We start from the raw sequence: 23286 nt of genomic DNA, 5'->3' as shown, positions 1-23286 counted from the left end.
CACGATTATAGCCAGCTAATCTACAGCATGCTGCGGATAAAGCGGCAGCAACGCTCCTGCAGGGCATCGTCGAGCTGGCCGCCCAGTTGCATCTGGTACACGAGCGCCGATTGCAGCATGAAGGCGAACAGGCGCAGGTCGAGGTCGGCGCGCACGCCGATGTTGACCAGGCGCTGCACCACCAGGGTGATCCATGGCGCGACGATCTGCTCGCGAAAGCGCAGCTGGGCCGCCGCATCATTGTGGATCAGCACCAGCAGGTCGCAGGTGAAGCGGCCGTCGGCGTTCAGGTTGTCGAAGATGCGCGCGCAGATCGCCTCGATTTCCTGGCCGTCCGGCATGTCGAGCGCGCGCTGCAGTTTTTCCGCCGTGCGTTTGACGAGCGCGTCGAGCAGCATGTCTTCGCGCCGCGGCCAGCGCCGGTAGATCGTCTGGCGCCCCACGCCGGCCACGTCGGCCACCATCTGTATCGTTACCGCCTCCAGTCCATGCTGGCGCACCAGCATGACGATCGCTTCCAGTACCGCATCTTCCACGCCCGCCTTGCGCGGGCGGCCACGCACTGGTGCCTCTTTTGTAGTCACGTCTCACCTGTCTCTGAATGTTTCTTTTAATTATGGTACGATGCGCACCGTAAATGCAAAGCTAGCGCTTGTCAATCATCTTGATCAATTAACCGGCAGGCGGATGCACTGCGCCGCGATACTCCAGCCATCTTTACGTGAAATCTGCCATCTCAGCGGCGCGTGTCCGCATTTTCTTTCTGACTCCCACATCCATCACTGTGGCGGCTTATGCCGCCTGAGGACAACCTATGAAAATCATCGGGATTTCGCCCCACCGGCGCAACTTCTTGCGCAAGGCCGTCGGCGCCGCGCCTGCCGTGGCCTTGCTGGCTGGCGCCGGCGGCGGCCTGGCCATGGCCGTCTCCAAAGACCAGCCTGCCTACAAACCGCGCTTTTTCGACGCCACCGAGTGGGCCACATTGAGCGCGCTGGTCGACCGCCTGATCCCCGCCGATGGCGAAGGGCCGGGCGCGCTGGAATCGGGCGCGCATGAATTCATCGATGCGCAGATGAACACGCCTTACGCGTATGGCGCGCTGTGGTACATGCAGGGGCCGTTCGTGCCCTCGATCGAACAGTTCGGCTACCAGTTCCACATGGCGCCGCGCGAGCTGTACAAGAGCGCCCTGGCCGGCGTGAATGCGGCCGTGCAGAAACAGTCGGGCAAGCCCTTCGTCCAGCTGAACGCGGCCGAGCGCGACGCCGTCATCACGCAATTGCAAAAGGGCACCTTGGACATCGGCGAAGTGCCGTCGAAAATCTTCTTCAACCAGCTGCTGCAAAACACGCGCGAAGGCTATTTTTGCGACCCCGTGCACGGCGGCAACAAGGACATGCTGGCCTGGAAGATGGTCGGATTCCCTGGCGCGCGCGCCGACTACATGGACTGGGTGGAGCAGTATGGCAAGAAATACCCGTTGCCTCCAGTATCCATCGCCTGAAAACGTCCATGGCGGCGTTGCACTGCCTGGTCGTACTAGCGTACTGCCTGCGGCAATGCGCCTTGCCCTGAACCTTTTCAGTTATTCGTACCCGATCAAAGAAAAAGAAAAACCATCATGAGTGATATCAAACCCGATGTAAAAATGAAGCCTGTCGATGCCGTGATTGTGGGCTTCGGCTGGACCGGCGCCATCATGGCCAAGGAAATGACGGAAGCGGGCCTGAACGTGGTTGCGCTGGAACGGGGCGAGTACCGCGACACCTATCCCGACGGCGCCTATCCGAAGACCCTCGACGAGCTGACCTATATCCAGCGCAGCAAGCTGTTCCAGGATATGTCGAAGAGCACGTTCACCTTCCGCCACAGCATCACGGGCGTGGCCGTGCCGTACCGCCAGATCGGCGCCTTCAAGCCGGGCACGGGCGTGGGCGGCGCGGGCTTGCACTGGTCGGGCATGCACTGGCGCGTCCTGCCGGAAGAGCTGCAGATCCGCAGCCACTACGAACGCCGCTACGGCAAGAAATTCATCCCTGAAGGCATGACGATCCAGGATTTTGGCGTGACTTACGCCGAGCTGGAGCCGCACTTCGATTTCGTCGAAAAAGTCTTCGGCACCTCGGGCCAGGCGTATAAGGTCAACGGCATCGTCGTCGGCGACGGCAATGTGTTCGAGGGCGATCGCTCCGACAATTACGCGCTGGCGCCGCAAAAAGTGCCGTACACGGCCGAATTGTTCCGCCGCGCGGCCAAGGCCGTCGGCTACCACCCGTTCGTCAACGCCTCGTCGAACGCGTCCGGTCCGTACACGAATCCGTACGGCTGCCAGATGGGCCCGTGCAACTTCTGCGGTTTCTGCTCCGGCTACGCCTGCTATAACTATTCGAAGGCGTCGCCCAACGTTAACATCATGCCGGCCCTGCGCATGGTGGCGAACTTTGAATTGCGCGCCAATTGCAACGTCGTGCGCATCAACCTCGACGGCAGCAAGGGTGGCAAAGCGCGCGCCACGGGCGTGACCTACATCAATGCGGACGGCAAGGCCGTCGAGCAGCCGGCCGACCTGGTCATCGCCAGTGCCTTTGCCTACAACAACGCGCATCTGTTCCTGCTGTCGGGCATCGGCAAGCCGTACGACCCCGTCAGCAACGAGGGCGTGGTGGGGCGCAATATCGCTTACCAGATGATGTCCACCATCCAGACTTTCTTCAAGGAAGACACGAACACGAACCCGTTCATCGGCGCCGGCGGCACCGGCGTCGCGCTCGATGACTGGAATGGCGACAACTTCGACCATGGCCCGCTGGGCTTTGTCGGCGGCTCGCCCGCCTGGTGCAACCCGGCCGGCTCCAAGCCCATTTCCGGCATCGCCACGCCGGACGGCACGCCCGCCTGGGGCGCTGCCTGGAAAAAGGCCGTCAAGAAGAGCTATTTGAACACGGTCTCGTTCGACTGCCACGGCGCCAACATGACTTACCGCGACTGCTATGTCGACCTCGACCCGACCTACACGGACAAGTATGGCCAGCAATTGCTGCGCTTTACCTTTGACTGGAAGGAAAACGACATCAAGATGAGCCGTTTCGTCACCGACAAGATGATGAAGGTGGCCGAGGCCATGAATCCGGAATCGATCAAGGTGTCCGTCAAGAGCGTGGGCGACCACCTGGACTTGCGCAATTACCAGACCACGCACTGGGCGGGCGGCACGGCCATGGGCGCGGACCGCAAGACCAGCGTCGTCAACCGCTACCTGCAAAGCTGGGACGTGCACAACGTGTTTGCCGTCGGTTCCAGCGTGTTCCCGGTCGGCATCGGCTACAACCCGACGGGCCTGGCTTGCGCGCTGACCTACTGGTCGGCCAAGGCCATCCGCGAGCAATACCTGAAAGATCCCCGTCCCCTGGTCGCTTGATAAAGAACAAGAAGATGAACAACACATTCACCCATACCGTGGGCGCGCTGCTGCTGGCGCTCGCCTCCGGCACCGCCCTGTCTGCCGGCGCCACCGCCACCGTCCCGAACGCCCAGCTGATACGCCAGGGCGAATACCTGGCCCGCGCCGGCGACTGCATCGCCTGCCACACGGCCGGCACGAAAGGCAAACCGTTCGCCGGCGGCCTCGGCATGGAAACGCCGATCGGCAAGGTGTATTCCACCAATATCACGCCCGATAAAAAGGCCGGTATCGGCGACTGGAGCTTTGCCGATTTCGACAAGCTGATGCGCACCGGCGTGACGAAACACGGCTACACCGTGTATCCGGCCATGCCGTATCCGTCGTATTCGCGCCTGAGCGAAGCGGACATGCAGGCGCTGTACGCCTACTTCATGCATGGCGTGAAGGCGGACCCGACGCCGAACAAGGCGGCCGACATTCCATGGCCCCTGTCGATGCGGTTCCCGCTGACCATCTGGCGCTGGGCCTTCGCCCCCACGCCGCAGCCGTACAAGGTGCCGGCCACGGGCGACGCGCAATTGCTGCGCGGCGCCTATCTGGTGCAGGGCCTGGGCCACTGCGGCGCCTGCCATACGGCGCGCGGCGTGGGCATGCAGGAAAAATCGCTGACGGACGAGGGCAACACGACCTTCCTGGCCGGTGGCGGCGTGATCGACGGCTGGTCCGTGCCTTCGCTGCGCAATGAACATGGCGGCGGCCTGGCGCGCTGGAGCGCAGCCGAGATCGCCGAATTCCTGAAGACGGGCCGCAACAGCCACACGGCCTCGTTTGGCGCCATGAACGACGTGGTGGCCCATTCCATGCAGCACATGACGGATGGCGACCTGGCGGCGATGGCGAAATACCTGAAGTCTTTGCCGCCATCGGAGCCAAGCACGCCCGCCTTCGTGGCCGACGACAAGCTGGGCAAGCAATTGTTCAGCGGCATCGTCAACTCGAAAGGCGCGCAGCTGTACCTGGACCGCTGCGCCGGTTGCCACCGTTCCGACGGCAAGGGCTACGACAAGGCTTTCCCTGCGCTGGCCGGTAACGCCGTGCTGCAGACGAACGATCCGACCTCGGCCATCAATATCGTGCTGTCGGGCGGTGCCGTGCCGGCCACGCGCACGGCGCCGTCGGCGCTGACGATGGCGCCGTATGCCGACATTTTCAATGATGAGCAAACTGCGCAAGTGGTGACCTTCATCCAGACCAGCTGGGGCAACCGCGGCACGCCCGTGACGGCGGCGCAGGTGGCCAAGGTGCGCAAGCTGTCCGTGCCGGTGCAAGCGTCGCAGACGGAAGCGACGTTTGCGGCAGGCCGTCACGGTACGTTCGCGCCCGTGCCGCGTGCGCCGCACCTGAAGGATGCGCCGGCGAAGTAACGTCGACGGACGAAAAAAAATGCCCGCAGCGATGCGGGCATTTTTTATGGGGAATGCTAAGGGCTTATTTCATCCACAGGCGCATCGAATCCCAGGCGCGGCCGAAGATCGTTGCCTGGTTGATCGGTTCCAGCGCCACGACAGGCAGTTCCAGCAGGACCTTGTCGTCGACCATCATTTTCAGCTTGCCGACAGGGGCGTTTTCAGCCAATGGCGCCACCAGCGGGTCCTTGCGTTCCAGCACAGGTTTCATCTTGGCCGCCGTGCCTTTTGGTACGGTGACGAGCACATCGCGGGCGAAACCGATTTTCACGGTGCCTTTCGAGCCTTTCCACACTTCCGGCGTGGCCACGGCCTGGCCTTTCGAGTACAGCTTGACCGTATCGAAGTTCTGGAAGCCCCAGTTCAGCAGCTTCTGGCTTTCCTGCGTGCGGGCCTGGTCGGACGAGGTGCCCAGCACCACGGAGATCAAACGGCGCTCGCCGGTGCCGCCTGGGCGGCGGGCCGAGGCGATCATGCAATAGCCGGCCGCTTCCGTGTGGCCCGTCTTCATGCCGTCGACGGTCGGGTCCAGCCACAGCAGGCGGTTGCGGTTAGGCTGGGTGATCTTGTTGTAGGTAAAACTTTTGATGGAATCGATTTTGTAGAATTCCGGATAGTCGGCGATCACGCGCTTGGCCAGCACGGACAAGTCTTGCGCCGTGGAATAGTTTTCGGGGCTAGGCAAGCCATGCGGATTGGCAAAACGCGTGTTTTTCAGACCCATGCGCTGGGCTTCGCGGTTCATCAGCACGACGAAGGTGCCTTCATCGCCGGCGACGGCTTCGGCCAGTGCCACGGCAGCGTCGTTACCCGATTGAATCATCAGGCCGTGCAGCAAGTCGTCGATCGACACGGGCGTGGCCGGGTCGATGAACATCTTCGAGCTGCTCGAATCGACTTTCCATGCGCGCACGGACACGTTCACTTTCTGGTCCAGCGCCAGTTTCTTTTCGCGGATGGCGGCAAACGTCAGGTAGGCCGTCATGATCTTGGTCAACGAGGCCGGCTCGATGCGCGCGTCCGGATCTTGCGAAGCAATGATCTGGCCACTGGTGGCGTCAAGCAGCAGCCAGGACTTGGCGGCGATGGTCGGGGCTGGAACGGTTTGCGCGTAGGCGGCGGATAGGAAAAGTACACTGGAGGCCAGTGCCGCTAAAAGTTTTTTCATGGAGGCTGGTCTGCGAAAAAGATGAAGGCTGAGGGCCACGCAGCTGCTGCGTACGTGGCCGCGTGGAAAAAACGGATCAATTATAGCCGTGGAGGCGGTAGTAAGCCCACACTTCAATGATCATCTGCTGCGATTGCGGGTTTGTCACCATGCCACAGCGCAATCACGAGGTTCTTGATGTGGTTGAGCTTGCGGTGGAAAAAGTGGTCGGCGCCGGGGATCACGATCACGGGGATGTCTTGTGGACGGGCCCAGTCGAAGACGGCGGACAGGGGAATCGTGTCGTCCAGTTCGCCGTGGATCAAAATGGTGTCGGCCGGAATGTCGGCCATCGCCCATTTGCCGGCCGCGCTGCCGATCAGCGCCAGACGCTCGGCGGGCGTGCCGGCGGCGGCCAGGCGTTCCTGCAGTTTCGATTGCACGAAGGTGCCGAACGAGAAGCCGGACAAGGCCACGGGCAAGCCCGGGTACAGGCCGACCATGTGTTCGTATAACAGTTGCATGTCGTCCGTTTCGCCCGCGCCATGGTCGTGTACGCCTTCGGAGGCGCCCACGCCGCGGAAGTTGATGCGCGCCACCACGTAACCGAGGGCGACAAACGCGCGCGCCAGGGTTTGCGTGACCTTGTTATCCATCGTGCCGCCGTACAACGGGTGCGGATGAGCAACGAGGGCGATGCCGCGCGGGGTGTCTGCCGGGAAATCGAGCAAGCCTTCCATGCTGCCTGCATGGCCGGCGAGGGTAAATTTTTCCGAGTTTCTGTTCATGATGCTCATACTGGTGGCGTAGGCTTAAATTAGGATTAAATATGCGGCATAGAACGCCTAACAAAACCGTAGCGAGCGGCAGTGAGTTGTGGCTGAGAAGCGGAACTGTGCTTGAGCACAGCGAGCATCGGAGGCCGCAAATCGCGACGTGCAGTAGGTTCTGTTAAGCGTTCTTAGATTTTCAGGCGTTCGACGACCTTGCCGCCCACCAGGTGGGTATCGATGATTTCATCGATATCGCTGGTGTCGACATAGGTGTACCAGGTCGCTTCCGGGTAGATCACCAGCAGCGGGCCTTCCTCGCAGCGGTCCATGCAGCCGGCCTGGTTGATGCGGATCTTGCCCGCGCCGTTCATGTCGAGTTCCTTGATGCGGCGCTTGCAATGCTTTTGCGCCGCTTCCGCGCCATGGTCGCCGCAGCTGTTGCGGCCATCTTCACGTTTGTTCATGCAGAAAAAAACGTGGCGTTCAAAATACGGTGCGTCGCTCATACTATGCTCCTGCTGATTCATCAATGCGCCATGATAGCGCTTATGGGTGGTCTTCGCGACGCTGGCGCTGCACATCGTCCTGCCGGTTCAGGCGGTGCGAGGGCAGGCACAGGAACCACAGGGCCACGAAGGGCCACAGCAAGGCGAGAAATTGCGCCGCGCCATTAAAGTTCAGGAACTTGCCTTGTACCCAGCCTTGCAAGGTTGACATGAAATAGGGATTGATCGGCGTCGTATTCACCATCACCAGGCTCAGCAGCAAGGTGGCGGCTGCGATGCGGCGCTGCGCCACGTGCGGCGCGAAGGCCAGGCCGCCCAGCATGATCAGGCCGATCAAAAAGCCGCCCTGGGCGCCCGGCGTGATCCAGACGAAGGCATTTTCCGGCGAAAACAGCAGCGCGCTGGCCATCGAGCGCACGGTCAAGGCGGCGGCGATCAGGGTCAGCATCAGGATGGCGCGCGGCGCGGCGCGGCGCAGCAGGCATAGCAAAGTGAGCACGGCGCCCGTCATGCCGCAAGCCGTGATGATGGTTTCCGAAAGCCAATATTGCTCAACCGTTAAGACCACGTCGGGACGCAGATACGTGGCCAGGTCGATGTCGACGCCCGCCAGCTGCGACAGCCAGTCCGACAGGATGGGCAGCAGCTGGCCCAGGCCGAACAGATAGCCTTGCGGATAAATCTGCGCCAGCGGCCACAGGGCCACCAGCACCAGGCCCTGGCTGGCGTGCTGGGCAAACCAGCGCTGGCGCAAGCGGTACAAATGGCTGTGGTCGAGCAGCTTGCGCGCCGTCAGGGCGCCGATGATGGAACCGATGCAGCAGCCGGCCGCATTCGTATAGAAATCGAGATTCGACGATACGCGGCTGGGCAGATAGGTTTGCACGGCTTCCATGCTGCCGGAAATCAACATGCCGCACAGGCTGGCGACGATGACGGCAAAGAAACCCGTGATCCTTGGAAACAGCGAATACACGATCAGCGCGCCCAGCGGGATGTAGCCGACGATATTTACGCCGACATCGAAGCCCGTCCAGTAACGGGGCATGCGCGTGTTTTCCAGGAAAGTCAGCGGCGACAGGCCATTGCTGTGCCAGCCCGTGAACGGAAACCAGCTCGCGTAGACGATCAGGAAGACGTAGGCGAGCAGGGTCGCGCGCGACACGGGCGAGGAACGGACGGGCGGCAGCGGCGCCGCCGGGCTGGCGGGGGATGCGGGGTCGGTCATTCTTTCGGAATATTCAGCGTGCCCAGCCAGGTGAGCAGGTCGGCGGCGATGGCATCCGAGGCCGCCGCCAGCGCCTGCGCGCCGCCTTGCGCATCGGCGCTGCCGGCCGGACCGCTGCGGCTGAATGTTTTCTGGTCGATCAGGCGGTGGCCGCGGAACAGCGAGGCGCGCAGCGACACATGGCCGCTGCTTTGCGTCTGCGTGTCAAACGCTTGCGAAAAATCATCGACGTCGATCCGCAGCAGCGGGATGCCGGCGGCCGCGTCCGTGGTCGACAGCACTTTCACGCCGCTTTGCGCCACGCGCGTTTTCAGGCGCTGGCTCAGCAGTTGCAGCGGCGGCGTGTTCCAGCGGTTGTAGGCGTACGGCCGCGATTGCTGCGCATCCGCGTACAGCAAGCGGTAATACATGCGCTGGCTGTCCAGCCACGAAGGGCCGTTGGCGTCGGCGATCACCAGCACGGGCACGGCTGGCGCGGCAGCCGGTGCCGCTGCCTGCGGTGCGGCCGGGCCGAAATCATAGAACGTGGGCACGGGGCCGCGGCTGGCGCAGCCGCCCAGCAAAAAAGCGCCGGCGACGATGAGTGCGGTGAGATGGCGAGGAATAGGCATGCGGTGTTCTCCTTATTTGCCGGGCGCCGAAAAACCGGGCTCGCCCGGGCCGGGCGGGATGTCTGGGGCGCCGAACAAGATGCTCTGCGGCTGTTCATTGAGCGTGCTCATGGTGGTTTTCAGGGCGCGCATCGAGGAGCGCGCCTCGCCGCTCAGCTCTATCACCTGCGGCAAGACTTCCAGCGATACGCCATTGGCCACCGTTTCCACGGAATTGCCGACCCGGTCGACCGTGCCATTGACCTTGTCGAGCACGCCGCCGGGCGCCTGGATGTCGTTGCCGAGTTTTTTCCACGTGGCCGTCAGGTCCGACACGTTCTTGCTGGCCGTGCTGACGGCCGTCAAGGTTTGCCGCGTTTGTTCCGTCAGTTGCGGCAATTGCGTCAGGGTCGGTTCCAGCTGCTGCGGGATGGCGCCAAAGGCCTTGGCCGCCTTGCCCACTTCAGTGAAGGCACCCAGCATGGCCGCCTGGTTGTCGGGGCTGAGCAAATTATTCACTTTATTGGTGATCTGCTCGGCCTGGTCGAGGATGCGCTTGCCCCGTTTTTCCAGCTGGTCGAGCAAGCCCGCGCGCAGGGGGATCAGCGACGGCTTGTCCTTGCTGGTGCCCAGCAATTTCGAGCCCACGTGCTCGTCGTCGAGCTGGATGTAGGCGATGCCCGTCACGCCCTGGTAGCCCAGGGTGGCAAAGGTGGTATTCGTGACGGGGGTATCGGGCGCCACGCTGATGTGCACGAGGATTTGCCCCGCCTTTTGCGTGTCGAAGTCGATGGCGTCGACCTTGCCCACTTCCAGGCCCCGGTAGCGCACGGTCGCCTGCGGGTTCAGGCCCGGCACGGACAGGGTGGTGGCGAGCAAATACGGGACTCTTTCCACGCGGTCGCGGTTGAACCAGACGCCGAACAGGATGGCGGCCACCAGCAAGGTCAGTGTAAAAAATCCCGTCATCAGGGCATGTGATCTGTTTTCCATTACTTCTCCGCTTTCTTGTCTGTGCCGGCGTCGTCGCCTGGCTGCGCCGCATTGCTTGCTGCCGCCTGTTTTTCATCGAGGACGGCCAGCGCGCGCTTGCCGCGGTCGCCGAGGAAAAATTGCTTGATGAACGGATGGTCCACTTCGATCACCTCGCGCGTGGGGCCGATGGCGATCACGTGTTTTTCCGCCAGCACGGCGATACGCGTGGACAGGGCAAACAAAGTGTCGAGGTCATGCGTGACCATCACCACCGTCAAGCCCAGTTCGCGGTGCAGCGACTGGATCAGGGCGACAAAACTTTCCGACAAGTCCGGGTCCAGGCCGGCCGTCGGTTCGTCGAGGAACAGCAGCTTCGGTTCCAGCGCCAGGGCGCGCGCCAGGGCCACGCGCTTGATCATGCCGCCAGACAAGTCCGAGGGCATTTTCAGCGCATGTTCCGGGCCCAGGCCCACCATGTTCATCTTTAATAGTACCGCGTCGTGGATCAGCGCTTCGGGCAGCACGCGCAATTCGCGCATGGGCTGGGCCACGTTGTCGAACACGGTCAGGGCCGAATACAGCGCGCCTTGCTGGAACAGCATGCCCCAATGGTTGCGCAACTGCTGCAGCTGGTCGGAACTTGCCTTGTTGATATCTTCGCCAAAGACTTTGACGCAGCCGCGCGCCGGATGTTCCAGGCCCAGCATCTGGCGCAGCAGCACGGTCTTGCCCGTGCCGGAGCCGCCCACGATGGAAAGGATTTCGCCCCGCTCGATTTCCAGGTTCAAGTCCTGGTGCACGACGGTGCGGCCGAACTTGGTCCACAGATTGGTGATTTCCACCACGGGCGCGTCGCCATGCAGATTGAACTGGCCGTCCTGGCCCTCGCTCGCCTTGCAGGCGATATCGGTGTCGTTCGCCATCAGTAGCCCACTCCATTGAAGACGATGGCAAACACGGCGTCGGCCAGGATGACCACGGTGATGGCCGTGACGACGGCGGTGGTGGTGCCGCGCCCCAGGCTTTCCGTATTGGCCTTGATGCGCAGGCCGAAGTGGCAGGAGACGAGGGCGATCAGCATGCCGAAAATCACGCCCTTGCCCAGGCCGATCATGTAATTGGCCAGCGGCACGGCATCGGGCAGCTTCTGGATGAAGTAGCGTGCCGACAGATTCAGTTCCACCTTGGCCGCCACCATGCCGCCGATCAGCGCGGCCGTATCCGTCCAGATGACGAGCAGGGGCATGGAAATGGCCAGGGCCAGCACTTTGGGCATGATCAGGCGGAAACCGTGCGAAATGCCCATCACCAGCATGGCATCGAGCTCTTCCGTGACACGCATGACGCCCAGCTGTGCCGTGATGGACGAGCCGGAGCGGCCTGCCACGAGAATGGCCGCCAATAAGGGCCCCAGTTCGCGGATGACGCTCATGCCCAGCAGGTTGACCAGGTAAATATCGCCGCCAAAGGCCCGCAGTTGCTGCGCGGAAAGATAGGACAGCACGACGCCGATCAGAAAGCCGACCAGGGCCGTAATACCCAGCGCCTGGAAGCCCGCATGGAAGATATTGGCGGAAATTTCACGCCACGGCCCGCGCATGGGATGGCGTGCGAAGCGACCGATATCCTGCGTCACCTGGCCGACAAGGGCAATAAAGCCCTTCAAATGTTCGAAAAACAGCAAAATGGCCATGCCCAGCTTCATCACGGGCGTGAGGCGGTTGGCGCGCGACGGCGGCGTTTGCAGCGGCCCCGTCTCTTCGATGCGCCGGAAAAACTCTTCCTGCGACGGCGCCAGGGTCAGCTGCGCGGGGCGCTGCTTGCCCCAGGCATTCCAGAACAGCTGGGCGCCGATATGGTCCATGCTGTCGATGGCCGACAAATCCCATTGCGCCTTGGCATCGCCCTGCAGGGGCTTGAGCTGGGCCTCGATGGCCTTGATGGCATTGTCATGCGCCAGCGCGTGCACCTGCCAGGTGCCGCTGGCAGTGACAAGGGCTCCCTGTTGGGAGCTGGTCTGGGAGAGGGTCAGTTTCGGCGATTGTACAGTCGGCATCGTGCCAGTTTAAGGGAGAATGGCGCAGACCGCCACCGCTGTTCAATCGCCCGCCCCTCAGGACGCCAGGTGGCGCGCCTGCCGCTGCGGCAGGGCGACGTCCGGACGCACCTTGGCGTTGCTAGTACTCACTTCGCTTGGCTTGGCATGTGCGGCCGCCTGTGCGCCGCCCGCATAGTCGCTGGCCACGAGGGCATTGGCCTCGGCCGCGCTCATGCCGCGCGTCTGCAGCCATTGCGCCACCAGCTTGGCCAGGCGCTCCATGGCGATGCGGTGGGTGGCGTCCGTGTGGGCGTACAGCCAGTTCGAAAAATCCATGAAGTTTTCAAACGGCGACTCGCCCAGCATCCATTGCACCGTATTGGCGAAGCGGCCCGAGTTGGCCACCAGGTCCCAGTAGCGGGCGAAGCGCACGAGGCGCTGCATGCTCATGAAATCGAGCTGTTTATTGGCCAGGATGGTGTACGGCGGGTGCGGGTCGAACACCATGCCATAGTTTTCCGTGTGGCGGATGATGGGCGTGCCGCGCAGCCGTTTCAAGATGCCGAACTGGATTTCATGCGGTTTCAGTGCCACCAGCTTGTTGAAGCCGGCCGCAAAGCTCGCTTCATCCTCGCCCGGCAAGCCGGCGATCAGGTCCACGTGCAAGTGGGCGTTCGATTCCTCGCACAGCCAGCGGATGTTGTCGGCCGCCTTTTGGTTGTCCTGCTTGCGGCTGACCAGCGATTGCACGTCCGGATTGAAACTCTGGATGCCGATCTCGAACTGCAGCGCGCCGGGCGGGAACTTGCTGATGCCTTCTTTCAAGGCGTCGGGCAAGTGGTCGGGCACCAGCTCGAAGTGGGCGTAGATGGGATCGTCCGGATTCGCTTCGATCTTGTCTAAAAAGAACTGCATGATCTTCAAACTGGTCTTGATGTTCAGGTTGAAGGTGCGGTCGACGAACTTGAACAGGCGCGCGCCGCGCGCGTGCAGGGATTCCATCTCGGCCAGGAAATTCTCCAGCGCGAAGGGCCAGGCCGTCTTGTCCAGCGCCGACAGGCAGAATTCGCATTTGAACGGGCAGCCGCGCGACGCTTCCACGTAAATCGTGCGGTGGCGGATATCGTCGTCTGTATACAAGGAGTAGGGCAGCTGCAGTTCCGCCAGCGGCGCCTGCACGCCCGCATGGATCTTCATCAGCGGCTTCGGGCCGTGGAGGATCTCGCCGCACAGCTTGGGGAAGGTGACGTCGCCCCAGCCCGTGATCAGGTAGTCGGCCAGTTTGACGATTTCCTGCTCGCCCGCCTCGTGCGACACTTCCGGCCCGCCCAGCACGATGATGACTTCGGGCGCCACGCGTTTGAGCATGGCCACCAGTTTGGTGGTTTCCTCGACGTTCCAGATGTAGACGCCAAAACCGATGATACGGGGCTTGTTGATGAGGATGCGCTCGACCAGTTCCGTCGTCTTGGTGCCGATGACGAATTCCTGCAGCCGCGTCTGCGCCTGCAGCGGGCCCATATTGGCCAGCAGATAGCGCAATCCCAGCGAGGCGTGGGTATAGCGGGCGTTCAGGGTGGAGAGCAGGATGGTCATGGGAGGCGATGGAAACGGCGAATCCGCTATTTTACGCTGTCGCGTCAGCTGTGCGCTGCGGCTGCCAATGCCATGTTACCATTTGTCAACAATTACTAACTTGTCAATGCTACGGCAGGCTAAAAGGGATACAAGGTGCTGGCGAAAAAAGTACTCAATAAAAAAGTCCTGGTCGGGGCACTGGCCGGCGTGGCGCTGGTGGCGGCCGCGCTGGTCGGCTACCGGGTCTTCGGCTGGGGCACGCTGGGGCCGGTCAACGGCCTGAAGCTGGATTTATCGCGGCCCGACGCGCTGGTCCGCACGAAAAGCCTGTCGGCCTTGCCGCGCGACCTGCTGACGGTGCCGCTGGCGCGCGACGTGCTGCGCGAGGATTTCCTGTTCTATTACGAGCAGAGCGAAGACCGGCTGGGCCTGAAGGGCAGCCTGCGCCGCATCGCCTATGAACATGAATTGGGATGGGGCGACCAGCTGCTGCGCATGGTGCTGGACCAGCCGGCGGAAGTGGCCCTGTGGCGCGACGCCGACGGCTCGCTCAAGCATTTCGCCATCGCCGTCTCGCGCAGCCAGCTGACGCGCCTGCTCGAGGAAGCGGGCAAGATCGCCTTGAAGGATACGCAGATGCGCGTGGCCGGCAGCTTGCGCGTCGATGGCGGCCAAGTGCCCGTGTATGCGCTGAACTATGCCTACCAGCGCACCTTGCTGTTCGCCGCGCACGGCCAGCGCCTGGTCATCCTGTCCCATCCCGGCATGCTGTACGGCGGCAGCGACGGCAAGCATGGCGATGGCACGGCCGAGAAAACCGTGGCCAGCCTGCTGGCGCCGGAGCCGGCGAAACAAAACGTCTTTCATGCGCAATTCCATCTCGATCCAGCCGCGCCGGAGGGACACAGCATCGCCGTCAAGGCCGACTTCCTGTCGTTCGGCTACCAGCCTTTCTTTGGCGCGCTCGAAGCGCTGCGCTTCGATTTTCAACAGGGCACCTGGCAATCGAAGGTGCTGCTCAATGCCGATAAACTGAAAAACGGTGCGTATGATAGCAGCGCCCTGTGGCCGCAGCTGCCGCATAATCCCAGCGCCTGTTTCAGCGTGCCGGTGGACTGGGCCGCGCTGCAGCCCGTGCTCAAGCGCCTGGGCAGCAAGACATCGGAGCCGGTGGTGCCGCTGGCCGGGCACTTGCAAGGCCCCGCCGCCGCCTGCTGGTACGGCAGTTCGCGCCTGCATACGCCCGTGTTTGTCGCCACGCGCAGTGCGCAGGCCGGCGACGACGCTGTCTATGGCAGCCTGTTCGCGGCGGCCATCGGCGGCAAGGACCCCGTGCGCAAGACCACCGGCAAGGATGGCGCCATTCGCTGGGAGCGCGGCGTCGCCACGGCCCTTGGCCAATCCACGCCGGCGCTGGCCGTGGCCGGCAATACCGTTGTCTTCTCGGCCGACGGCAAGCTGGTGGACCAGGTGCTGGCCGTGCGCCGCAAGCAGGCGCCGGCCGCCAGCGACCTGCTGCCCGATGGCGCGCACACGATCGGCCTGATCGCGCCGGCCTCGCTGGCCCGCCTGATCCAGCTGGAAGCCTTCGATACCCTGCCGGCGAATAACGAACCGGTCTTGCGCGCGGCCGCCAACGAACACCTGGTGCCGCGCCTGAACGCCCTGAAAAAATATCCGCCGCTGCGCATGGTGCTCAAGCGGCAGCCAGCCAGCGGCACGTCGTGGGAAACGCTGGAATGGCAGGAGACGGCGCGATGACGGTGTCGCATGGACGGCGCGCTGCGCTGGCGGTGTGCGTCGCTGCTGTCGCCGCACCCAAGGCCTGGGCGCTGCGCGCGGCCGCCGGGGGGCAAGTACTGCTGTCGCAAGCCCAGAGCCGCGCGTTTCAGGCCTGGATGCTGCGCATCGTCAACGCGCAGATCGAACGGGGGCCGTCGCCGCGCTGGACGCACCGCGATTGCGCCGGCCTGGTGCGCTTTGCCGTCAACGAAGCGCTCACCGTGCATGACGCGAAATGGCTGCACGCGAACGGCATCGCCAGCGACCGGCGCTTGCCGCCCGAGCTGGAACTGGACGCGAACCAGGCGGCCCTGCGCAACCGCTGGGTGCAGACGGGCGGCAGTGTCGGCCACTTCGTCACGGCGCTGGCGCTGGTGCAGCACAACAGCCGTTTCGTCGCCCGCGAGATCAGCCAGGCGCTGCCCGGCGACTTGCTGTTTTTCGACCAGGGCGACGAACAGCACCTGATGGTCTGGATGGGCGCGCGCATCGCCTATCACACCGGCACCGTCACCCCCGACGACAATGGTCTGCGGACCGTCGATATCAAAGAACTCACGAGCTGGAAGGACACGCGGTGGCAACCTGTGGTCAACAATCCGAATTTCGCCGGCGTGTTCCGGCTGGCGTTTTTATCATGAAGCCGATTTTTGTCATGAAGCTGTTCCTTGCCAGCCTGCTGGCCTTGGTCCTCATTGGCGGCGCCTCGGCGCAGCAGCGCGAACCGAGCAACTACAGCACCTTCAAGGGCGAGCCCTTCTTCCTGCTGTCGGACGCCAGCTACGGCAGTCTTGATGAAGCGCGCGTGCGGCTCGAGGTGCCCGGGCGCGACATGGGGCGCATGAACCTGGAAGCGTATTCGGGCGCCGACATCATCGTCTACCGCGTGCCCGAGCCGATGGAATTCCTGAAAAAGCAGCGTAATCTGCACCGCATCCAGGTCGAGGGCAATTACCAGGGCGAGGGCCTGGCCAATACCTTGAGCTTTCTGTGGGATAGCTGGTGGAAGCAGTCGCGCCTGGCCTGGCGCAAGCTGTTTTCCGGCGAAGCGCGCCTCGCGGTCACGAAAGAACAGCCGCAACTGGCAACGAAGGACGCGATCCGCAAGCCGACCGTATTTGCCAATCATCCGCAGTACAAGCCGATCAAGGGCATGGAGCTGGTCGACAGCTTCCGCTATCCGATCTGGCAGGCCAAGGCCATCGCGCCGCCGAAAGGCGTCAAGCTCGATGGCTCCAGCAGCGACTTCATCGTCGCCGGCGCCGGCAACGTGATGATCCCGCTGGGCAAGCGCAAGCCGGGCTTGTACCTGGTCGAAGCGATCATCGGCGAGCACCGCGCCACCACCCTGGTGTTCGTGTCGGACACGGTGGCCGTCACCAAGGTCTCTTCCGGCCAGATGCTGGTATGGACGGCGCGGCGCGACAACAGCGCCGCCGTGGCCGGCGCCAGCGTGGCGTGGACGGACGGTACCGGCGTGCTGCAGTCGGCCGTGACGGGCATTGATGGCGTCGCGTCGCTCGAGCGCGGCAGCCCTGAACACACGTATGTGCTGGGCCAGGACGGCGCCGGCGGCGTGTTCGTGTCCGAGAATTTTTACTATGACAGCGAAATCTATAACACCAAGATTTATGCGGTGACCGACCGGCCCCTGTACCGTCCCGGCGACGAGGTCAACGTCAAATTCCTGGGCCGCGAATTCACCTCGGCGCGCACCTCGCAGGCAGCAAGCGCTGCACCGATCAGCTTGAGCGTGCTCAATCCGAACGGCACGCCGCTGCTGACGCAAACGCTGCAGCTGTCCGGCGATACGGGTGCCGACACGCGCTTCCGCCTGCCCACGGAAGCCACCGCCGGCGGCTATGAACTGCGCTTCAATTACAAGGATGGCGTGTATGGCGCGGCCTTCCGCGTGGCCGAATACGTCAAGCCGCATTTTGAAATCAACGTCCAGCCATCGAAACCGGAATTCAAGACGGGCGAGGCGGTCAAGGGCAGCATCGCGCTGCGCTACCCCGATGGCAAACCGGTAAAAAACGCGAAGATGACCTTGTCCTTGCGCGGCCAGCAAAACACCATGGTCGAGGGGGAGCTGCGCTACAGCGGCCTGTTCCCCGTGGCCTTGAAGACCGAGGAAGTGACGAGCGACGGCAGCGGCAATGTGGACTTCACCTTGCCGCCCGCCGCCGATCCGTCGCGCTACATCTTGACCGTGCTGGCGACCGATGGCGCGGCTTACCGCGTCAAGGCGACGCGCGAACTGATGATAGAACGCTCGAGCAGCAGCTACCAGTTGAAGGCGACGCGCCAGTTTTCCGATCCGGGACAAAATGTGCATTTCGATTTGCTGGCCGATGGCCAGGGTGCGGCGAAGCCCGTGCGCTGGGAGATGGTGCAGCTGGAAAAACAGAGCAAGACCGAGGGCGCCTTCGATCCAAACGCCAAGGGCTGGGACGTGACATTCCCGGCTTCCGGCTCGTATCAACTGGCGCTGCGCGACGAACGGGGCAACCTGCTGGCCGCCGCCAGCCACTGGGTCGCCGGCGATGGCGTGCAGACGACGCCGGGCAGCATCGAGATCGTACTGGACCGCGCCCGCTACCGTCCTGGCGACACGGCCGAGGCCTTGATCACCTTCTCCGACAAGGTCGACCAGGCCTTGTTGACGCTCGAGCGCGACAAGGTGGAACACCATGGCTTGATGGCCGGCGCCGCGGATTGGTACCAGGCGAAGCGCGTGGCGCCGCGGCAGTGGAGAGTGCGCATCCCGGTAAAAGAAGAGCATGGCCCGAACATGACGTTCTCGGTGGCGTACACGCGCAATGGCGATTTTGTGTTTGAGAACGCCGGCCTGCAAGTGATCGAGCCGCGCATCGCGCTGCAGTTCAAGAGCGACAAGGAGGTCTACCAGCCCGGCGAAAAGGTCACGCTGGACGTCAAGGCCACGCTGGACGGCAAGCCCTTGAGCACCATGGTGGCGCTGGGCGTGGTCGATGAAATGATCTATGTGCTGCAGCCGGAAATAGCGCCCGACATCGGCGACTTCTTTTACCATCCGCGCCGCAACAACGTGCGCACCACGGCCAGCCTGTCCTTCATCAGCTACGACATGGCACAGGGCCGCACGGCCGGCGCGCCCGCACGCCACAACTACAACGAGCGCGGCGTCAAGGTGCTCGAACGTCCGCGCCGCGACAATATCGATACGGCCTACTGGGCGCCGTCGCTGAAGACCGACGCCAATGGCAATGCGCGCGTGAGCTTCACCATGCCCGACGCGCTGACGCGCTGGAGGATCACCGGCCGCGCGATGGATGAGCAGGGGCGCGTGGGCCAGCGCACCGCCTATCTGCGTTCCGACAAAAACTTCTATGCCAAGTGGACGGCGCCCGACTGGATGCGTGCCGGCGATGCGCCGCGCGCCTCGGTGGCCGTGTTCAATCAGACGGGCAAGGAGCAGGCGCTCGACGTCGTCCTCTCGGGCGGGGCGCAGCCGAAGACGGAAAAGCTGTCCGCCAAACCGGGCGTCAATTACGTCGAGTTCCCGCTGGTTGCGGGCAGTGGACCGCTGCGCCTGGAACTGAAACAGAATGGCAAGCTGGTCGACGCGTTAGAGGCAGCCATGCAAACCTTGCCCGCCGCCTGGAGCAGCCCGCGCACGCTGGTGCTGCCGCTCGATGGCGCCACTGTTGATATTCCACTCAAGCTGCCGGCGGACGCGCGCAATCTGCGCGTCTCGTTCGCTCAAGGAGCAGCCAGCCACTTCGCGCGCATTGCCGACGACCTGATCGACTATCCGTATGGCTGCGTCGAGCAGACGGCGAGCCGCCTGATTCCGCTGGCGCTGGCCACGCAAAGCCTGGGGCCGGACGCCGGCGTGGCCAGCGAGCGCCTGCAAACGCTGCTCACGGCGCAGCGCCTGCGCCTGGTCTCCATGGCCGGTCCGAATGCCGTCTTCGGCTGGTGGGGCAACGCCACGGCCGGCAATGCGCTGATGACGGCCTACGCCTATTACGCCGACTGGTATGCGGCGCGCGCGCTGCGCATCGAGCTGCCGCCCGAGCACTGGAACAAGCTGCTGGCCGTCTACAGCGAACATGGCTTGAAGGATGCGATGGGCGACCGCGCGCTGGTGCTGTGGATGGCGCGCGAGATGGGCTTGCCCACGCAGACGCTGGCGGCGGGCCTGGTCGACGACAGCGCTGGCGCGACCTTGGGCGGCAAGCCGCGCCAGGCGGGCGACAGCGGCAGCCTGTTGCTGGGCGGAGCCCTTGATCGCGAAGCGCAGGCAATGAGCTTTGGCCTGGTGGCGCTGGTCGCCAGCCAGAATGGCATCGCCCTGCCTTCGGCGTTGCAGCAGCAGGTTGCCGATTCCTGGCAGGTACTGCGCGCGTCGAAAGCGCCGGTGGCGCAAGCCTTGCTGATGCTGGCCGGCGAAGTGCCGCCATCGCAGGCGGACGCGGTGCTGGCCGGCGTGCGCGCCGAGATGCCGACCCTGGACCGCGCGATGACGTTGATGTGGGTGCAGAAGAAGCTGGGTGGCGCATCGTTCGGCAAGGGGCCGGCCGTCGCGCTGGACGGCGCCTGGCAGAAACGCGACAGCCGCAGCGGCCATCCGCTGTGGCGCTGGCTTGACGCCAAGGGCGTGCCTGATAAATTGCGTCTCGCCGCCCCGGCGCCGGCCGGCACGGTGGCCGTGGTGCAGTACGACAGCTACGCAGCCGAAGCGCAGACCTTGCCGGTCACCGTCGAACGGCGCATCCTGCGCATGAAGGCAGGCAAGGGCGGCTACACGACGGAGCTGGTCAAGCCGGGCGAGGCGCTCAGCACGGACGCGTTGTACCTCGATGAAATCACTTTGAAAGCGGCGCCGGGTGCGAAACACCGCTTTGGCTTGCTGGAGGTGGCGTTGCCGCCGGGCGCCATGGTCGAATCGACCACCTGGGGCATGGTCATGGCGGGCGACAAGCCGGCAGCGCTGGAACGCGCGCGCCACACGGAGCGCCGCGACGGTTATGCCGTGCCGGTCGAGCCGTTGGAAGGCGAGGTAACCGTGCGCCATTTGCTGCGTTTTGCGCAGAAGGGCAGTTATGTGCTGCCGCCAGCGCGCTTTTACCGCATGTACCAGCCGGAGCAGAAAGCCTTCGAGGGCGGCGGCAAGAGCACGCGCGCGCTGAAGGTCGAGTGATGCGCGTGGCACGTCCTGCATTGATGGCGACCCTGTTATTGGCCGCGCCAGCGTGGTCGGCATCGCTGGATGTGGCCTGGCGGCGCGATGGCAAGACGGAAGTGCGGCAGCTGCGCCAGGGCGGCGCCACGCTGCCACTCTCGCCGCCGTTTGACGGCACGCGGCAAGTGCCGCTGGCCAGCCTGTGGAAGCTGTTCGTGTATGTCTACGCGAGCGATAACAAGGTGGCGATGCCCGATTACCGCTGCGGCGGCCGCGATCCGGAAGAAGTGTATTGCTGCGATGCGGGCCAGAGCATCGGCCACGACGCGGCGCTGGCGCAGTCCTGCGGCCCCTTCTTCTCGCCGAAGCGCCTGATGATCACGGCCGCGCCGTGGCGCCAGTACTGGACCACCCGTTTAGGTAGCGCGCCGGCAGGGGACTTTGCCTGGCTGGCGGATCCCGCGCAGCTGGCGCCGGGGCGGCTGGTGCGTCTGGACAGCCTGCTGCGCGCGTTGGACAGCATACCGGCTGCCAGCCGGATGGATGCCGAAGCGGCGCTGCTGCGCGTGGTGCTCGATGGTCGCGGTGCCGGCACGGCGCGCTGGTTCGGCAGCCAGCTGCGCGTGAAGACGTATTCCTGGCACGAGCAGCGCCGGGCAGATGAACGGATTGGCGGCGCGGCCGGCTGGCTGGCCGATGGCACCCCCATCTGGTTTGGCGGCGCGGGCGGCAGCAGCAATGTGTTCGAGCAGTGGGCGCCCAGGCTGGCCGCCAGTCTGCCGCCAGTGGGTGCGGCCGATGATGGCGGTTGCGTGGTCGTCGATTACTTCAAGCGCTATCCGATCCGTGCCGTGCGCGGCGAGCGCGGCGTTGCCGCACCCGGGCCGCTGAATGGCCGCTACCATGTGCAGTTCGAAAATGGCCAGAACCTCGCCCTGCGCAGCACCGGTGAACTGATGCTGTTGCAGGAGACGGGTGGCCGCCCGCAATTGCGTGGCCGCTTCGGCGTCAATGAATATGTGGCGCGCGTGCTCGACCGCGAAGCGAGTGCGAATGAGCCGGAAGCGGCCAAGGCGCTGGCGATTGCCGCGCGCACGTATCTGCAGCAGAACGCGGTAACCGTGGCGGGCTGCCAGCAGATCGCCGACAGCAGCGCGACCCAGCGCGTCAGTCCCAGCCCCGCCACGCCGGCGGCGCTGGCGATTGCGCGCTGGACCGATCAGCTGATCGTCGATGGCGTCACCGTGCGCTATCACAGCAACCAGTCGTCCGAGGGCACGATGGCGTGGAGCGAGGCGGTACGCCAGGCGAAACAGGGCAAGCACTATGATGAATTGCTGGCGCAGGCTTATCCCGGCGGCGCGCTGAGCACCTTTGGCAATACCGGCGCGCGTTGCCGCCGCCTGGCGCAGAACGAGGATTGGCTGGCGCGGTCCGTGCCGCGCTGGCAGCGCGTGCTGCTGCGCGAGGCCGGTTACGAGGCGCCGCCGCAAGCGCCGCTGGTCTGCGCCCTGTCCAGCGGCGCGCCGTATTCGGAGCAGTCGCGCAACCGCATCTTCATGCGCCCGTTGGCCACGCGCGAAGACCGCATCACCTTGGCCCATGAATATTTACACCTTGGCCTGCGCCGTCATCCGCGCGGCCAGGACGAAGAATATGTCGAGCGGCTGGCCCGCCGGCTCGTCGATCTTAACCTGGAGGCTCTGTGAGTTTTTATATCCGTTGCGCGATTCCGCTCATGTTATTGCCACTCTGGGCGCAGGCCCAGGTCACCATCGATGCACCGAAGAGCGGCTGGCGCAATTCGGCCGGCGCGCAGGAGGAATACACGCAAGCGGTCAATTATCCCGCCGCGTCGGCCAACCTGCAGCCGGGCCAGGCCGAGACGGCGCAGATACGGGGGCGTATCGCGGGTGCTATCAAGGGCAAGCCCGCCACTTTGGTGGTCAATGGCGTGGCGATGCCGATGGAGGTGGGGGAGGATGGCAGCTACGGTCGCCCCTATGGTTTCGGCAGCGGCTCGAACAGCGTGGAAGTGCGCTCGCCCGATGGCAGAAGCCGCGCGCGGACCCAGTTTGTCGACAGCTACCAGGGCAAGACGCAAGCGCGCTTGCGTATCGTGCTGTCGTGGGACAGCGCCGGCACCGATCTTGATCTGCATGTGGTCACGCCGGACGGCGGCCACGCCTGGTACGGCAACCGCGTCCTGAAAGATGGCGGCGCGCTGGATGTGGACGTGACGACCGGCTATGGCCCTGAAATCTTTTCCAGCGCGGCACCCCTGAAGGGCAATTATCACGCGTATGTCAATTACTACGGTAGCGGCGAGAACACCGCCATGCTGACCGTGGCCCGTCTGTCGATCATCACCAATGAAGGCACGCCGCGGGAAAAGCTGCAGAGCTTCCAGGTGCCGATGCGGGCCGCCGGCGAGCTGACCTTGGTGAAATCGTTCGTCTTGCCATAAATGGCTCTTGCGGACACGCTGTCGCTTGGCTATAATTCGCCCCCTCGCTGAACGACGCATGCAAATGCCGAGTAAAGCAGGGTAAAAAAGAAGGTTGACGAATGAGCCGAAACGCTTCATACTCTTCCTTCTTCGCAGCTGACAAACACAACGCTTTGTC

Annotated in this window: 18 protein-coding genes; 8 read left to right on the top strand and 10 right to left on the bottom strand. The window is 63.8% G+C overall.

What is annotated here, in order from left to right; all coding sequences use genetic code 11:
• Nucleotides 1-20: 20 nt before the first annotated feature.
• A complete protein-coding gene (locus IGS60_RS24095; RefSeq protein ID WP_205602303.1) occupies nucleotides 21-584 on the bottom strand; it encodes a TetR/AcrR family transcriptional regulator in 564 nt (187 codons plus the stop codon).
• Between the two features lie 230 nt (nucleotides 585-814).
• Here IGS60_RS24095 and IGS60_RS24090 point away from each other — a divergent pair, with 230 nt between their 5' ends.
• The 3 genes from IGS60_RS24090 to IGS60_RS24080 all read left to right on the top strand — a co-directional run bounded on the left by IGS60_RS24090 (nucleotide 815) and on the right by IGS60_RS24080 (nucleotide 4830).
• Complete coding sequence (locus tag IGS60_RS24090; RefSeq protein ID WP_070310266.1) at nucleotides 815-1507, top strand: gluconate 2-dehydrogenase subunit 3 family protein; 693 nt, start codon at nucleotides 815-817, stop codon at nucleotides 1505-1507.
• A gap of 117 nt (nucleotides 1508-1624) precedes the next feature.
• Nucleotides 1625-3421: a GMC family oxidoreductase gene (locus IGS60_RS24085; RefSeq protein ID WP_230506421.1), complete on the top strand. Its 1797-nt coding sequence runs from the start codon at nucleotides 1625-1627 to the stop codon at nucleotides 3419-3421.
• A gap of 14 nt (nucleotides 3422-3435) precedes the next feature.
• Complete coding sequence (locus tag IGS60_RS24080) at nucleotides 3436-4830, top strand: cytochrome c (protein ID WP_230506420.1); 1395 nt, start codon at nucleotides 3436-3438, stop codon at nucleotides 4828-4830.
• A gap of 64 nt (nucleotides 4831-4894) precedes the next feature.
• Here the strand turns inward: IGS60_RS24080 and IGS60_RS24075 are convergent, their stop codons facing one another.
• The 9 genes from IGS60_RS24075 to IGS60_RS24035 form a co-directional block, all read right to left on the bottom strand.
• The gene (locus tag IGS60_RS24075) at nucleotides 4895-6040 is read right to left on the bottom strand and encodes a D-alanyl-D-alanine carboxypeptidase family protein (protein ID WP_070224754.1); all 1146 of its coding nucleotides are present in this window, start codon (nucleotides 6038-6040) and stop codon (nucleotides 4895-4897) included.
• 113 nt (nucleotides 6041-6153) lie between these two features.
• A complete protein-coding gene (locus IGS60_RS24070; RefSeq protein WP_070291993.1) occupies nucleotides 6154-6807 on the bottom strand; it encodes an alpha/beta hydrolase in 654 nt (217 codons plus the stop codon).
• A gap of 173 nt (nucleotides 6808-6980) precedes the next feature.
• A complete protein-coding gene (locus IGS60_RS24065) occupies nucleotides 6981-7298 on the bottom strand; it encodes a ferredoxin (RefSeq protein ID WP_070310269.1) in 318 nt (105 codons plus the stop codon).
• A 40-nt stretch (nucleotides 7299-7338) separates the two neighbouring features.
• Complete coding sequence (locus tag IGS60_RS24060; RefSeq protein ID WP_070224753.1) at nucleotides 7339-8526, bottom strand: VanZ family protein; 1188 nt, start codon at nucleotides 8524-8526, stop codon at nucleotides 7339-7341.
• A complete protein-coding gene (locus IGS60_RS24055) occupies nucleotides 8523-9137 on the bottom strand; it encodes an ABC-type transport auxiliary lipoprotein family protein (RefSeq protein WP_070224752.1) in 615 nt (204 codons plus the stop codon). Before IGS60_RS24055 ends, IGS60_RS24060 begins: the two co-directional genes overlap by 4 nt.
• 12 nt (nucleotides 9138-9149) lie before the next feature.
• The gene (locus IGS60_RS24050; RefSeq protein ID WP_230506419.1) at nucleotides 9150-10109 is read right to left on the bottom strand and encodes an MlaD family protein; all 960 of its coding nucleotides are present in this window, start codon (nucleotides 10107-10109) and stop codon (nucleotides 9150-9152) included.
• Nucleotides 10109-11014, bottom strand: coding sequence for an ABC transporter ATP-binding protein (locus IGS60_RS24045; RefSeq protein ID WP_230506418.1), 906 nt, complete (start codon nucleotides 11012-11014; stop codon nucleotides 10109-10111). Before IGS60_RS24045 ends, IGS60_RS24050 begins: the two co-directional genes overlap by 1 nt.
• The gene (locus IGS60_RS24040; RefSeq protein WP_070224749.1) at nucleotides 11014-12147 is read right to left on the bottom strand and encodes an ABC transporter permease; all 1134 of its coding nucleotides are present in this window, start codon (nucleotides 12145-12147) and stop codon (nucleotides 11014-11016) included. The genes IGS60_RS24045 and IGS60_RS24040 overlap by 1 nt, the downstream gene beginning before the upstream one ends.
• A gap of 57 nt (nucleotides 12148-12204) precedes the next feature.
• Complete coding sequence (locus IGS60_RS24035; protein ID WP_230506417.1) at nucleotides 12205-13725, bottom strand: B12-binding domain-containing radical SAM protein; 1521 nt, start codon at nucleotides 13723-13725, stop codon at nucleotides 12205-12207.
• Between the two features lie 135 nt (nucleotides 13726-13860).
• Between IGS60_RS24035 and IGS60_RS24030 the strand changes: the two genes are divergently transcribed.
• From IGS60_RS24030 to IGS60_RS24010, 5 genes are read left to right on the top strand one after another with little or no spacing between them, the layout of a single operon-like run.
• Entirely contained in the window at nucleotides 13861-15468 is a 1608-nt protein-coding gene (locus tag IGS60_RS24030; protein ID WP_230506416.1) for a DUF2138 family protein, read from the top strand.
• Complete coding sequence (locus IGS60_RS24025) at nucleotides 15465-16130, top strand: DUF1175 family protein (RefSeq protein WP_230506415.1); 666 nt, start codon at nucleotides 15465-15467, stop codon at nucleotides 16128-16130. Before IGS60_RS24030 ends, IGS60_RS24025 begins: the two co-directional genes overlap by 4 nt.
• Nucleotides 16127-20677: an alpha-2-macroglobulin gene (locus IGS60_RS24020; RefSeq protein ID WP_230506414.1), complete on the top strand. Its 4551-nt coding sequence runs from the start codon at nucleotides 16127-16129 to the stop codon at nucleotides 20675-20677. Before IGS60_RS24025 ends, IGS60_RS24020 begins: the two co-directional genes overlap by 4 nt.
• Nucleotides 20678-20682: 5 nt before the next feature.
• On the top strand, nucleotides 20683-22368 hold the full coding sequence (locus IGS60_RS24015; protein WP_230506413.1) for a DUF2300 domain-containing protein: 1686 nt from the start codon (nucleotides 20683-20685) through the stop codon (nucleotides 22366-22368).
• 29 nt (nucleotides 22369-22397) lie between these two features.
• Nucleotides 22398-23126 carry a YfaP family protein gene (locus IGS60_RS24010; protein ID WP_230506412.1) on the top strand — a complete coding sequence of 243 codons (729 nt, stop codon included), beginning with the start codon at nucleotides 22398-22400 and terminating at the stop codon, nucleotides 23124-23126.
• The last annotated feature ends 160 nt before the right edge of the window (nucleotides 23127-23286 follow it).

The sequence above is a fragment of the Janthinobacterium sp. FW305-128 genome (genome assembly GCF_020858135.1).
Classification (GTDB): Bacteria; Pseudomonadota; Gammaproteobacteria; order Burkholderiales; family Burkholderiaceae_D; genus Janthinobacterium.
Note: the sequence above shows the minus strand (reverse complement) of the source record. Positions and strands in the feature narration are given on the sequence as shown.

Bases quoted from the DNA above. Each gene is read 5' to 3' on its own strand.
- IGS60_RS24090 (WP_070310266.1), top strand. From the start codon at position 815: ATGAAAATCATCGGGATTTCGCCCCACCGGCGCAACTTCTTGCGCAAG.
- IGS60_RS24085 (WP_230506421.1), top strand. From the start codon at position 1,625: ATGAGTGATATCAAACCCGATGTAAAAATGAAGCCTGTCGATGCCGTG.
- IGS60_RS24080 (WP_230506420.1), top strand. From the start codon at position 3,436: ATGAACAACACATTCACCCATACCGTGGGCGCGCTGCTGCTGGCGCTC.
- IGS60_RS24075 (WP_070224754.1), bottom strand. From the start codon at position 6,040: ATGAAAAAACTTTTAGCGGCACTGGCCTCCAGTGTACTTTTCCTATCC.
- IGS60_RS24070 (WP_070291993.1), bottom strand. From the start codon at position 6,807: ATGAACAGAAACTCGGAAAAATTTACCCTCGCCGGCCATGCAGGCAGC.
- IGS60_RS24065 (WP_070310269.1), bottom strand. From the start codon at position 7,298: ATGAGCGACGCACCGTATTTTGAACGCCACGTTTTTTTCTGCATGAAC.
- IGS60_RS24060 (WP_070224753.1), bottom strand. From the start codon at position 8,526: ATGACCGACCCCGCATCCCCCGCCAGCCCGGCGGCGCCGCTGCCGCCC.
- IGS60_RS24055 (WP_070224752.1), bottom strand. From the start codon at position 9,137: ATGCCTATTCCTCGCCATCTCACCGCACTCATCGTCGCCGGCGCTTTT.
- IGS60_RS24050 (WP_230506419.1), bottom strand. From the start codon at position 10,109: ATGGAAAACAGATCACATGCCCTGATGACGGGATTTTTTACACTGACC.
- IGS60_RS24045 (WP_230506418.1), bottom strand. From the start codon at position 11,014: ATGGCGAACGACACCGATATCGCCTGCAAGGCGAGCGAGGGCCAGGAC.
- IGS60_RS24040 (WP_070224749.1), bottom strand. From the start codon at position 12,147: ATGCCGACTGTACAATCGCCGAAACTGACCCTCTCCCAGACCAGCTCC.
- IGS60_RS24035 (WP_230506417.1), bottom strand. From the start codon at position 13,725: ATGACCATCCTGCTCTCCACCCTGAACGCCCGCTATACCCACGCCTCG.
- IGS60_RS24025 (WP_230506415.1), top strand. From the start codon at position 15,465: ATGACGGTGTCGCATGGACGGCGCGCTGCGCTGGCGGTGTGCGTCGCT.
- IGS60_RS24020 (WP_230506414.1), top strand. From the start codon at position 16,127: ATGAAGCCGATTTTTGTCATGAAGCTGTTCCTTGCCAGCCTGCTGGCC.
- IGS60_RS24010 (WP_230506412.1), top strand. From the start codon at position 22,398: ATGTTATTGCCACTCTGGGCGCAGGCCCAGGTCACCATCGATGCACCG.